Raw genomic sequence first — 12,847 nt, 5'->3', positions numbered from 1 at the left:
TATGTTGGCACGCGCATTGCATGCACTTTCATGTACTGACTTTCCAACCAACCTCCGCCGCTCGCAGGGAGCATTCCGATGACCAAGCGACTTCTTTCCTCCCGTCTCCTGTCCCGCCGCGCATTTCTCCAATCGTCCGTGGCAGGTGCCGCCGTGGCGAGCCTCGCGCCGGACCTGGTCTTTTCGCCCGCCGCGGCCCAGAGCGCACTGACCGTCGGCTTCATCTATGTCGGCCCCAAGGACGACTACGGCTACAACCAGGCGCACGCGGAGGGAGCGGCCGCGATCAAGGCTCTGTCGGGCGTTACCGTCGTCGAGGAGGAGAATGTCCCGGAAACAGTCGACGTCCAGAAGACGATGGAGTCGATGATCAACCTTGATGGAGCGGCACTGCTCTTCCCCACCTCCTTCGGCTACTTCGATCCCCACATGTTGGAGATGGCGAAGAAATATCCCGACGCCCAGTTCCGCCATTGCGGCGGCCTATGGCAGGAGGGAACGCATCCGGCGAACACCGGTTCCTATTTTGGCTATATCGGCCAGGGGCAATATCTCAACGGCATCGCCGCTGGCTATGCGACGAAGAGCAAAAAGATCGGCTTCGTCGCCGCCAAGCCCATTCCGCAGGTGCTGCAGAACATCAATTCCTTCCTGCTCGGCGCTCGCTCCATCGATCCGGCAATCACCTGCCAGGTGATCTTTACCGGCGAATGGTCGCTCGCCGTCAAGGAGGCGGAAGCTACCAACGCGCTGATCGATCAGGGCGCGGACGTCGTGACCTGCCACGTAGACAGTCCGAAGGTGGTGGTCGAGACGGCCGCCGGTCGTGGCGCATTCATCTGCGGCTACCACGCCAACCAGAGTCCGCTCGCTCCCGAGAAATATCTCACCGGCGCCGAATGGGCATGGGGCAACGTCTACACGGACTTCGTGAAGAAGGCCCAGGCCGGCGAAAAGCTCGGCAACTTCGTGCGCGGCGGACTCAAGGAAGGCTTCGTCAAGATGAGCTCGCTCGGCCCGGCGGTCTCGGAAGAGGCGCGCAAGAAGTTCGAGGCGACGCTCGCCGAAATGATGGCGGGCGGCTTCTCGGTCTTCAGGGGTTCGATCAAGGACAACAAGGGAAATGTCGTCGTGGCCGGAGGGCAGGCTTTCGCGGAGGACGCGATCGAACTCGAAAGTATGGACTATCTGGTCGAGGGGGTCGTCGGCTCGACCGCTTGAGGAGCGTCGGCGTCATGACCCTCGAAGCCAACTCTCACCCTGTGCCCGCGCTCGGCGAGCGGGCCGGCACCGTCCGGCCCCTCCTCGAATGGCTGGCAAGGCGCGCAGAACCCCTGGCAATTACGATCCTTGCGATCCTCATCGGGCTCGCGCTCTTCTCGATCTTCATCGCGCTGATCGGCAAACCGCCGGTGGCGCTCCTTCAGCTGATGTATGCCGGCGGCTTCGGTAGCTGGTTCTCGATCCAGAATTCCCTGAGCCGAGCCGCACCGCTCCTCCTGACTGCGCTCTGCGTCGCCCTTCCTGCCAGACTCGGTCTCATCGTGATCGGCGCGGAGGGCGCCGTCGTTCTCGGCGGACTTGCCGGGGCGGGGATCGCCCTGCCGTTCGTCGGCGGCGCACCCGCATTGCTCGTCTGGCTCATCATGGCGCTTGCCGGCATGATCGTCGGCGCCATTTGGATCGGGCTCGCAGGCCTGCTCCGACACTATCGCGGCGTCAACGAGACAATCGCCTCGCTGCTCCTCGCCTATATCGCGATCGCCCTGATGAACCACCTGATCGAGGGGCCGCTGCGCGATCCCGCCAGCCTCAACAAGCCCTCGACGGCGCCGCTGCCTCCCGACTACATACTCGGCAGCATCCCCGGCATGGACGTGCATTGGGGCCTTGTCATCGGCGTGACCGCCTGCGTCGTTTCCTGGGTCCTGATCGAGAAGACGAGCTTCGGGTTCGCGGCCCGCATCGCGGGCGGCAACGCGCGCGCCGCGCAGATCCAAGGGCTCGCCGTCGGCAAGCTGATCGTCGGCTTCACCGCGCTCGCCGGCTCCTTTGCCGGTCTTGCCGGCACGATCGAAGTCACCGCCGTGCAGGGCAGCGCCAACGGCTCCCTTGCCGCAGGTTACGGCTACACCGGCATCCTTGTCGCATTCCTCGCGCGCCACAATCCGCTGGCGATCATCCCCGTCGCCATCCTCCTCGGCGGCATCGATGCCTCCGGCGGCCTGATCCAGCGCCGCATGGGCCTGCCGGACGCGACCGTCCTCGTCCTTCAGGGCACGCTCTTCATCGTCATCCTGTTTTGCGAGACCTTCTACGGTCGCTTCAGGATCTTCAATCCGGACCTCTGGAAAAGGAGCCCATGATGGACGGGATCAGTATCGGCATCTGGGGCGTGCCCCTTGCGGTTTTCGCCGGCGCGATCCGCGTCTCCACGCCCTTCATTTTCGTGAGCCTCGGCGAGGCGATCACCGAGCGCTCCGGCCGGATCAATCTTGGTCTCGAAGGCACGTTGGTCTTCGGCGCGATGACGGCCTATGCCGTCGCGGTGATGACGCGCTCGCCCTGGCTCGGCGTGCTGGCGGCAATGGCGGTGGGTGCCTCTTTCGGCCTCGCCCACGGCTTCATCTGCAAGTTCCCGAAGGTGAACGACATCGCCATCGGCATCGCGATGATGCAGTTCGGCGTTGGCCTCGCCTTCTTTCTCGGGAAGCCCTTCATCCAACCCGCCGCACCGAAGCTTCCTTCCATCCCCTTCGGTGGCTGGTCGGACCTGCCGCAGATCCAGGCCGCGCTCAACATCAACGTGCTCTTTCTGATCGGTGCGGCCCTTGCCCTCTTCCTCTGGTGGGCCTTCCGCAATACCCGCGCCGGCCTCATCCTGCGCGTCGTCGGTGACAGCTCGGACGCCGCCCGCGCGATGGGCCTGAGCCCGGACACGGTGCGCCTCCTCGCAACGGCGGTCGGCGGAGCGCTGGCGGCGATCGGCGGCGCCTATCTTTCGCTCTACTACCCGGGCTCCTGGAACGAGGGCATCTCGTCCGGGCAGGGCCTCATGGCCGTGGCGCTCGTCATCTTCGCCCGCTGGAACACGATCGGATGCTTCCTCGCCGCCCTTCTCTTCGGCGGTGCGGGCGCGCTTGGGCCGGCACTGCAATCGGTCGGCATCACGAAGGGCTACTACCTCTTCTACGCCGCCCCTTACGTGCTGACCCTCGTCATCATGATCGCCACATCCTCTCCCACCCGCTCGCTCGCCGGTGCGCCCGGCGCGCTGTCGATCACCAAATAGGAGCGATCCGTCATGAACAGCCTCGCCCCCCTGCCGGTCACGAGCCAGAAGCTCAGCCATATCGATGCCGATCCCTATCCCTGGCCCTATAACGGCGATCTCCGGCCTGAGAACACGGCGCTGATCGTCATCGACATGCAGACCGATTTCTGCGGTCCCGGCGGCTATGTAGACCACATGGGCTACGACCTCTCGTTGGTGCGCGCGCCGATCGAGCCGATCACGACCGTGCTCGCGGCGATGCGGGCAAAGGGCTACCACATCATCCACACGCGCGAGGGCCACCGGCCGGATCTGGCCGACCTTCCCGCCAACAAGCGCTGGCGTTCCCACCGCATCAAGGCAGGGATCGGCGATGCCGGCCCATGCGGGCGCATCCTGGTCCGCGGCGAACCGGGCTGGGAGATCATCGACGAGCTGAAGCCGATCGAGGGCGAAACGATCATCGACAAGCCGGGCAAGGGCTCCTTCTGCGCCACCGACCTCGAGCTGATCCTCAATCAGAAGCGCATCGGGAACATCATCCTGACGGGCATCACTACCGATGTCTGCGTGCACACGACAATGCGGGAGGCGAATGACCGCGGTTTCGAATGCCTGCTGCTCGAGGATTGCTGCGGGGCGACCGACTACGGCAACCATCTTGCCGCGATCAGGATGGTGAAGATGCAGGGCGGCGTCTTCGGCTCCGTCTCCAACTCCGCAACACTCGTGAGCCAACTGCCATGATCATCGGCGAAATCCATGCCCCAAAGGCTGTGCCCGCCGTCGGCATCGAGACCGTCGAGATGACGATGCGCTTCGGCTCCTTCACCGCGCTCGACCACGTGTCGATCAAGGTGCCGGCCGGCACCTTCCATGCGCTTCTCGGCGAAAACGGTGCCGGCAAGTCAACGCTCGTCAAGTGCATCATGGGCTTCTATCACCCGACCTCCGGACAATTACAGGTCGATGACCTCGAAGTGGCGATCGCCTCGCCTCGCGACGCGGCGGCTCACGGCCTGGGCATGGTCTATCAGCATTTCACGCTGGTCCCGTCGCTGACAGGGGCGGAGAATCTGGCAATCAGCCGCGCGCAGGTGCCGGCGATCATCAACTGGTCGAAGGAGAAGAAAAAGCTCTCCGCCTTCATGGAGACGATGCCCTTCGACATCCCGCTCGACCGTCCAGTGAGCGAACTCGCCGCCGGCGAGAAGCAGAAGCTCGAGATCATCAAGCAGCTCTATCTCGGGCGCCGGTTCCTGGTGCTCGATGAGCCGACCTCTGTTCTCACTCCGGCGGAGGCCGACGACATGCTGGGCCTCGTGCGCGGCATGACCGAGCGCGGTGAGCTGACGGTCCTGATGATTTCCCACAAGTTCCACGAGGTGACGAAGTTCGCCGACGCGGTGTCCGTACTCCGACGCGGTAGACTTTCAGGCACCGGCAGGGTATCCGAGCTCTCCACCGCGGATATGGCGGGGATGATGATCGGTGACGTCAAGCTCGCCGAACTGGACACGCGCCTGCCCGTTTCCCCGGACGCCGCTCCGGTGCTCGCGGTCAAGAAGGTCAAGGCACCGGACCGGACCGGCCTGAAGCCGATCGAGATCGATGATCTGGTCGTTCGCTCCGGGGAGATCGTCGGTATCGCGGGCATTTCCGGCAATGGGCAGAAGGAGCTCTCCGAGGTTCTCGCCGGCCAGCGCACGGCCGAGGGGGCGGTCATCGTCAAGGGAAAGCGCTACGGCGCAACGCGGCTCGAGACCAGGGCAAACAACGTCCGCTTCATCCCGGAAGAGCCGCTCAACAATGCCTGCGCCCAGAAGATGACGGTGACGGAGAACCTCGCCTTCCGCACCTTCGACCTTGCAAAGAACGGCAGCGACGCGATCTGGCTCGACGCACGCGGCATGAAGAAGCGGGCGACGGCGCTGATTTCCGAATTCAAGGTGAAGACCGCCTCACCCGCCTCGCCGATTGCAGCCCTTTCGGGCGGAAATGTCCAGCGAGCCGTGCTGGCGCGCGAACTGTCGGGCGAGGTCGATCTCCTGATCGTGTCGAATCCCTGTTTCGGCCTGGACTTCTCAGCGGTCGCGGAAATCCGCACCCGTATCATGAAGGCCCGCAATGCCGGCACTGCGGTGCTGCTGATGTCCGAGGATCTCGATGAATTGATGGAAATGTCGGACCGGATCATCGTCATGTCGGACGGCAAGCTCGTCTACGAGACGCCGATCCGCGAGGCGGACGTCGCCATCATCGGCGCGCACATGGCGGGGCACCACTGATGGAGGAGATCAAGGCAGAACCTTTTCCGTTCCGGTTCAACCGAAAGGCCGTCGCCCTTGTCGTAATCGATATGCAGCGAGACTTCATGGAGGAAGGCGGCTTCGGCGCCAGCCTCGGCAATGACGTCTCGCAGCTGATGAAGATCGTGCCCGACGTCAAGCGATTGATCGAGGGCTTTCGCGCCGCCGGCCTGCCCGTGATCCACACCATGGAATGTCACCATCCCGACCTTTCCGATCTGCCGCGTGCCAAGCGCGAGCGCGGCAGCCCGCGCTTGAGGATCGGCGACGAGGGTCCGATGGGACGCATCCTGATCGCTGGCGAACCGGGCACCGCGATCCTGCCGGAGCTTGCGCCCATCGATGGGGAGACGGTCATCGAAAAGCCTGGCAAGGGCGCCTTCTATGCAACTCCGCTCGACGACATCCTCAAGGAGCGGCGTATCGCCCAGCTCGTCTTCGCCGGTGTCACGACGGAAGTCTGCGTGCAGACGACCATGCGCGAGGCAAACGACCGCGGCTACGAGTGCCTGCTCGTCGACGAGGCGACGGAAAGCTACTTCCCCGAGTTCAGGGCCGCAACCATGGCGATGATCCGCGCCCAGGGCGCCATCGTTGGGTGGACGGCGCACCTTGCGGATGTGCTCAAGGGGGTTGCCCATGCCTGAAACGACACGCGAGAGCCTGACCCAGGGAAGCTGGCGCGAACTCGAATTCGAGCCGTTCCGCGACGGCGTTATGATTCACTGGATCAAGCACTTCGAAGGCGACCAGCCGGCCGTGGCCCTGCTCCGCTACGAGGTCGGCGCTTCCGTGCCGCGTCACCGGCATGAGGGCCTGGAGACGATCCTGGTGCTTACCGGCACGCAGTCCGACGAAAGCGGCGACTATGGGGCCGGAACCTACATCGTCAATGCCGCCGGCACGGAACATTCCGTCTGGAGCGATACCGGCTGTGCCGTGCTGATTCAATGGGATCGGCCGGTAACAATGCTTCAAGGAAAGTGAAACTATGACAGACGGACAGGCTTTCGACATTGCTTCTCTTCACGCCGCTTATCGGTCGGGTTGGGGCGTGGCCGAGACGATCGAGAGTGTTTTCGCGCGCATCGTGGCCGTCGACGATCCCGGCATCTTTCTATATCTCGCCGATCGCAGCGAACTCCTCGATGAGGCCACCGCTCTCGGCGCATTCGATCCTGTCGCCAAACCGTTGTGGGGCATTCCCTTCGCCGTCAAGGACAATATCGACGTGGCAGGCATGCCGACGACGGCCGCCTGCCCGGATTATTCTTACTTGGCCGAAAGGGACGCCACCGTTGTACGGCTGCTGCGCGAGGCCGGCGCCCTCGTCATCGGCAAGACCAATCTCGACCAGTTCGCGACCGGTCTCGTTGGCGTGCGGACCCCTTATCCGGTGCCGCGCAACGCCATCGATCCAGGGCTCGTGCCCGGCGGATCGAGCTCCGGATCGGCGGTGGCGACTGCCCACGGTATCGTCAGCTTCGCGCTCGGCACCGACACGGCCGGCTCGGGGCGCATCCCGGCCGGACTTAACAATATTGTCGGCCTCAAGCCGAGTATCGGTGTCCTGTCGACCACGGGCGTCGTGCCGGCCTGCCGTACTCTCGACTGCGTTTCGATCTTCGCCTTGGCCGTCGCGGACGCCTATCGAGTTTTCCAAGTCGCCGCGCGACCCGATGCGACGGACTCCTATTCCCGGGACATTGCGCCGAGGGGCGGTCTCTCCTCGCCACCAGTCCTCAAAATCGGCGTTCCGACAATGGCGGACCGACGCTTCTTCGGCGATGCACTCATGGAGAGCGCCTATGATGCGGCGCTTGAAACACTGCGCTCAGTGGGGCATCAGACCGTCGAACTCCCCTTTGCCGATTTCTATGCCACGGCCGCGCTTCTCTACGAGGGTGCCTGGGTGGCCGAACGCTATGCGGCGGTCAAGGACTTCTTCAATGCGAACGAGCCGAGCTTCCACCCTGTGACGCGAAAGATCTATGGCGCTGCCAAGGCACTATCGGCGGCGGATGCCTTCGAGGGTCTCTATGCTTTGCAGGCGCTGAAACGAAAGGTCGCGCCGCTCATCGCCTCCGTCGACATGATCTGCGTTCCGACAGCGCCGACGCATTTCACACGTACGGGGGTCGAAGCGGAACCGATCCGTGAAAACGCGCGGCTCGGCACCTATACCAATTTCGTCAACCTCCTGGACATGTGCGGCATGGCAGTGCCGACCGGTCTCAGATCCGACGGTCGACCGGCGAGCGTCACCTTGCTCGCGCCTGCCGGCAAGGATCACCTGACCGCGTCGCTCGCTGCCGAACTGCATCGCCTTAGCGCCCTGCCGCTCGGCGCCACGGGATGGCCGCAGCCGGCGAACTATCTTCCAGCCGAAACCGACGAGGACGATCTGACAGAACTGGTTGTCGTCGGCGCGCATCTTTCCGGCATGCCCTTGAACGGCCAGTTGCGAGACCTGGGCGCCAGATTTTCCCGGCGGGCGCTGACGGCCAAATGCTACAGGCTTTATGCTCTTTCGGGCACCGAGCCCGCGAAGCCCGGCCTCGTGCGTTGTCAGGAGAGTGGAGGTGCCCTGATTGAGGTTGAGGTCTGGAAGCTGGGGGCAGAAGCGTTCGGCCGCTTCGTCGCAGCAGTTCCATCGCCACTTGCGATTGGCACCGTCCAGCTTGCCGACGGAACGGCCTGCAAGGGCTTTTTAGTCGAGCCCGCCGGCCTTGCCGGAGCTGCAGACATCAGCCGCTATGGCGGATGGCGTGCCTACATCGCCAGCTTGGCGTCTTGAAGCTTTCCCCGTGCTGATGGGCGAGTGGTAAGGGAGAGCGGCCTTGAACCTCGATTCTGCTCAAGATAACTTTCGGGAGACCCCCGCCGAACTCGCGGCTCGTGACCACGTCTCAACGCACGAAAGCCGAGACGACAAGTTCGCCCCAAATGTTCTCGTAATAAATATTGGTCGATTTGCTCAATTTGTAAGCAGTTGACGCGCAAATTAAAGGCATTAATTTGGCAAAACTTCCTCTTTACTTTAGCATGGATGGAACTATACTTGACATGTTTCTAGGGTTCCGATGCCGAAACAGACATGACTGGACCGAGAGAAACCTCCGGTGGGGAGACATCCACCGGGTCCACGGCGGGATAAAAGCCCGGGAGGCTCATGCGGCGATGTCGTTGCTTTGGGAATCCCGCCTCGTGATTTCCGAGAAATGAGCGCAGCTTGAGCCCCAAGTCGAACAAGGGGAACAGACGATGCGTTTCGGAAATGGCAGATTCGGTTTTCGTGCCCTCTCGGCCGCTCTCGGCCTCTCTCTCGCGCTACTCGCGGGCGGGACGCAGGCGCAGCCCAAGAAGGAATTCAATATCGCCTGGACGATCTATGTCGGCTGGATGCCATGGCCCTACGCGGCGGATGCCGGGATCGTGAAGAAATGGGCCGACAAATACGGCATCACCATCAACGTCAAGCAGGTCAACGACTACGTCGAGTCGATCAACCAGTACACCGCCGGCGGCTTCGACGGCGTGACGGCCACGAACATGGATGGCTTGACCATTCCTGCCGCCGGCGGCATCGACACGACGATCCTGATCATCGGCGATTTCTCCAACGGCAATGACGGCATTGTCTCCAAGACCGCGAAGACGCCCGCCGATCTCAAGGGTGAGAGCATCAATCTCGTCGAACTGTCGGTCTCGCACTACCTGCTTGCGCGCGCTCTCGAAGCGGCCGGGCTTTCCGAAAAGGACGTGACGATCATCAACACCTCCGACGCCGACATAGTCGCCGCCTTCAAGTCGCCGGATACCTCGACGGTGGTAACCTGGAACCCGCTGCTCGCCGAGGTCATGGCCGAACCCGGCTCCGCAGCGCTGTTCGATTCTATGCAGATCCCCGGCGAGATCATCGACACGCTGATGGTCAACACCGAGGTGCTCAAGGACAACGCCGACTTCGGCAAGGCCCTCGCCGGCATCTGGTACGAGACGATGTCGGTCCTGACGGACCCGGGCGAGAAGGGCAAGACCGCACGCGCCGCGATGGGCGTGATGTCCGGCACCGACCTTGCCGGCTTCGAGACCCAGCTTGCGGCGACCAAGCTGTTCGCGACACCTCAGGAGGCGGTCGCCTTCACCGAGAGCGAGGACCTCATCAAGACGATGGACCTCGTCAGGACCTTCTCCTTCGACCATGGCCTGCTCGGCGCCGGCGCCGCGGACAAGGACGCCGTCGGCATCGCGTTCCCGGGCGGGCAGGTTCTCGGCTCGACCGACAACGTGAAGCTGCGCTTCGACGCCAGTTACATGAAGCTCGCTGCCGAAGGCTCCCTCTGACGCTGCTGCAGGGCACGGACTGGCGCTTGCCCCCTGCCCTGTCGCCTTCGGCCCGAGATGTTCTCCAGAAGATGGGAAGACTCATGCGACGCGCCGTCAATGTCGTCCCGGGATCGGGAACGCGGATCCTGCTTGCCCTCCTGCCCTTCCTGCTAATCGCCTGCCTCTATGTCGTCGTCTCGGCCGAACGGCGGGCAGCAAATCCGGGCGACAAGCTGCTGCCGCCGATCACCGAAATGGCGACAAGCATGGACCGGCTGGCGACCGAGCCCGACCGCCGGTCGGGACATTTAACCCTCTGGTCGGATACCACGGCGAGCCTCCAGCGACTGTTCATCGGCCTCGGTGCGGCTGCCGCTATCGGCTTGGTGCTCGGGCTGACGCTCGGGTTGCTTCCGGTGGCAAGCGCCGGGCTGTCGCCGCTCGTCGCCGTCGTGTCGATGATCCCGCCGATGGCGATCCTGCCGGTGCTTTTCATCGTCTTCGGTCTTGGTGAACTCTCCAAGGTCGTGCTGATCGTAATCGGCATCGCACCGTTCCTCGTTCGCGACCTCGCCATGACCGTCGCCGCCATCCCGAGCGAGCAGATCGTCAAGGCGCAGACGCTTGGCGCATCCACCTGGCAACTGATGTTGCGCGTAGCACTGCCTCAAGCGATGCCGCGGCTCATCGAGGCCCTCAGGCTATCACTCGGTTCGGCCTTCCTCTTCCTCATCTCGGCGGAAGCGATCGCCGCCGAGAGCGGCCTCGGCTATCGTATCTTCCTCGTCCGGCGCTATCTAGCCATGGACGTGATCCTGCCCTACGTCGCCTGGATCACCCTCATCGCCTATTTTCTCGACTGGCTGCTGGCGCGTCTCTCCCGGCGCGCCTTCCCCTGGGCCTATGTCCGGGAGACGCGTCGATGAGCGAGATCCGCGTCCACAATGTCTGGATGGAATATGGCGACCAGATCGTGCTCGAAAGCATCTCTGTCGACATCGCCTCCGGGGCCTTCGTCTCGGTCGTCGGCCCCTCGGGCTGTGGCAAATCCACCTTTCTCCGGATGATTCTCGGACAGGAACGGCCGACGCGCGGCGTCATCACGCTCGATGGAGCGGCGCTGCCGGGCGAACCGGGTCCTGACCGCGGCGTGGTCTTCCAGCGCTATTCGGTTTTTCCGCACCTGAGCGTTCTGCAGAACGTCCTGATGGCCTTCGAATTCGCCGAAAGCCTGTTCATGGCCAAGCTGTTTGGAGCGAAGCGAAAGGCGGCCACCGAGAGGGCGGAAGCGCTTCTTGAGGGCGTTGGCCTCAGCGAGCACGCTCGGAAGTATCCAAGTACACTTTCGGGCGGGCAGCAGCAGCGGCTGGCGATCGCCCAGGCGCTCGCCAGGGAACCGAAGGTTCTGCTGCTCGACGAGCCCTTCGGCGCGCTCGACCCCGGCACGCGGGCGCAGATGCACGCGCTGATCAAGCCGCTTTGGCGAGAGCGCGGCATGACCGTGATCATGGTCACCCACGATCTCAAGGAAGCCTTCGGCCTCGGCACGCGAGTGCTTGCCTTCGACAAGCCGCGCATCGATCCGCAAGCGCCGGAGCGCTACGGCGCCCGCATCATCTACGACCTCGATTTGAGCCGCGACGGCCCCGTCCCGATCCTCGGCTTTTCGCGGCCGATCGAAGCCAACACGACATTCCAGGAAACAAAAAGGAGCATGCCCGATGCGTGAACCCCCAAGCCGCCAGTCCCGCTGCGCTGGCCCAATAGCGACGCCAGTTCGCGAGCGCCGCCACCACCCGGATTTCAACATCCTCGACAGCCAGGGATGGAAGGCGCTCGAGGCGGAGGCGACGCTTTCCGGCAAGGGCTGGGGACGGGAAAAGAAATGGGCGCTCGACATGGGCTTGCCGGGCTCTGAAAGCCTGACGGACAAGTCGATCCCGACGTTTGCGCGAGGCGAGCTGCCGCATTTTGCCGGGATCAATACGTTCCTGAAGGCGCCCTATGTCGAGAATGTCCGTGACGTCGGCAAGTATGACGCCGCCGTGCTCGGCATTCCCTTCGACAGCGGCACCACCTATCGTCCCGGCACGCGCTTCGGACCTCAGGGCATCCGCCGCATCTCCGCACTCTATACGCCCTACAACTACGAGATGGGCGTCGACCTGCGCGAGCAGATGACGCTCTGCGATGCCGGCGACGTCTTCACCATTCCGGCCAATCTCGAAAAAAGCTTCGACCAGATCACCCGCGGCGTCGCCCATGTCTTTTCCTCCGGCGCGCTGCCGATCATGCTCGGCGGCGACCATTCGATCGGCTTTCCCTGCGTGCGCGGCATTGCTGAATGCACCTCGAAACGCATCGGCATCATCCATTTCGACCGGCATATCGACATCCAGGAAAAGGATCTCGACGAGCGCATGCATACGACGCCCTGGTACTGGGCGACCAATCTGCCGAATGTCTCGCCGAAGAACCTTGTCCAGCTCGGTATCGGCGGCTGGCAGGTACCCCGCGATGGGGTGAAGGTGGCGCGCGAGCGCGGCACGAATGTGCTGACGATCGACGACATCGAAAAGCTCGGACCGGAGAAGACCGCGGAGATCGCGCTCGAACTCGCCTGGAAAGACGCCGACGCCGTCTACATCTCCTTCGACGTCGACAGCATCGATTGCGGCTTCGTGCCTGGCACCGGGTGGCCGGAACCGGGCGGATTCCTGCCGCGTGAAGCGCTGAAGATCCTTGGGCTGGTCGCGGCAGAGGGCCTCTGCGGTCTAGAGGTCGTCGAGGTCAGCCCGCCCTACGACACTTCGGACATCACGGCGCTCTTCGGCGTCCGAGTAGTGGTGGAGGCGCTGGGGTCGATGCTGGCACATGGCAAACTCGGCTCCCATAAGCACCTGATCGACAAGCCGGTGAGCTTCTAAGGAGACAG

At 63.5% G+C, this 12,847-nt stretch carries 12 protein-coding genes and 1 riboswitch; all 12 genes read left to right on the top strand.

What is annotated here, in order from left to right:
* The first annotated feature begins 78 nt into the window (after positions 1-78).
* The 12 genes from CO656_RS26330 (at position 79) to CO656_RS26275 (ending at position 12,839) form a co-directional block, all read left to right on the top strand.
* Entirely contained in the window at positions 79-1,221 is a 1,143-nt protein-coding gene (locus tag CO656_RS26330) for a BMP family ABC transporter substrate-binding protein (protein ID WP_097527735.1), read from the top strand.
* A gap of 14 nt (positions 1,222-1,235) precedes the next feature.
* A complete protein-coding gene (locus CO656_RS26325; protein WP_097527734.1) occupies positions 1,236-2,366 on the top strand; it encodes an ABC transporter permease in 1,131 nt (376 codons plus the stop codon).
* Positions 2,366-3,292 carry an ABC transporter permease gene (locus CO656_RS26320; protein ID WP_097527758.1) on the top strand — a complete coding sequence of 309 codons (927 nt, stop codon included), beginning with the start codon at positions 2,366-2,368 and terminating at the stop codon, positions 3,290-3,292. The genes CO656_RS26325 and CO656_RS26320 overlap by 1 nt, the downstream gene beginning before the upstream one ends.
* Before the next feature lie 12 nt (positions 3,293-3,304).
* Positions 3,305-4,021, top strand: a complete 717-nt coding sequence (locus CO656_RS26315; protein WP_097527733.1) for an isochorismatase family cysteine hydrolase — start codon at positions 3,305-3,307, stop codon at positions 4,019-4,021.
* Positions 4,018-5,562, top strand: coding sequence for an ABC transporter ATP-binding protein (locus CO656_RS26310; RefSeq protein ID WP_097527732.1), 1,545 nt, complete (start codon positions 4,018-4,020; stop codon positions 5,560-5,562). Before CO656_RS26315 ends, CO656_RS26310 begins: the two co-directional genes overlap by 4 nt.
* Positions 5,562-6,230 (top strand): isochorismatase family cysteine hydrolase, encoded by a 669-nt coding sequence (locus CO656_RS26305; protein ID WP_097527731.1) that lies wholly within the window; start codon positions 5,562-5,564, stop codon positions 6,228-6,230. The genes CO656_RS26310 and CO656_RS26305 overlap by 1 nt, the downstream gene beginning before the upstream one ends.
* Positions 6,223-6,570 carry a cupin domain-containing protein gene (locus CO656_RS26300; protein WP_097527730.1) on the top strand — a complete coding sequence of 116 codons (348 nt, stop codon included), beginning with the start codon at positions 6,223-6,225 and terminating at the stop codon, positions 6,568-6,570. The genes CO656_RS26305 and CO656_RS26300 overlap by 8 nt, the downstream gene beginning before the upstream one ends.
* 4 nt (positions 6,571-6,574) lie before the next feature.
* Positions 6,575-8,380, top strand: a complete 1,806-nt coding sequence (gene atzF, locus CO656_RS26295) for an allophanate hydrolase (protein WP_097527729.1) — start codon at positions 6,575-6,577, stop codon at positions 8,378-8,380.
* 264 nt (positions 8,381-8,644) lie between these two features.
* Positions 8,645-8,753, top strand: a riboswitch (guanidine-I (ykkC/yxkD leader).
* Between the two features lie 94 nt (positions 8,754-8,847).
* Complete coding sequence (locus CO656_RS26290) at positions 8,848-9,930, top strand: putative urea ABC transporter substrate-binding protein (protein WP_097527728.1); 1,083 nt, start codon at positions 8,848-8,850, stop codon at positions 9,928-9,930.
* An 83-nt stretch (positions 9,931-10,013) separates the two neighbouring features.
* The gene (locus CO656_RS26285) at positions 10,014-10,838 is read left to right on the top strand and encodes an ABC transporter permease subunit (protein WP_097527727.1); all 825 of its coding nucleotides are present in this window, start codon (positions 10,014-10,016) and stop codon (positions 10,836-10,838) included.
* A complete protein-coding gene (locus tag CO656_RS26280) occupies positions 10,835-11,641 on the top strand; it encodes an ABC transporter ATP-binding protein (protein WP_097527726.1) in 807 nt (268 codons plus the stop codon). The genes CO656_RS26285 and CO656_RS26280 overlap by 4 nt, the downstream gene beginning before the upstream one ends.
* A complete protein-coding gene (locus CO656_RS26275) occupies positions 11,634-12,839 on the top strand; it encodes an agmatinase family protein (RefSeq protein ID WP_097527725.1) in 1,206 nt (401 codons plus the stop codon). The genes CO656_RS26280 and CO656_RS26275 overlap by 8 nt, the downstream gene beginning before the upstream one ends.
* The last annotated feature ends 8 nt before the right edge of the window (positions 12,840-12,847 follow it).

It is taken from the genome of Sinorhizobium sp. FG01 (assembly GCF_002531875.1).
GTDB lineage: Bacteria > Pseudomonadota > Alphaproteobacteria > Rhizobiales > Rhizobiaceae > Sinorhizobium > Sinorhizobium fredii_C.
The sequence above is the reverse complement of the archived record's forward strand: the minus strand, read 5'-3'. Positions and strand labels throughout refer to the sequence as shown.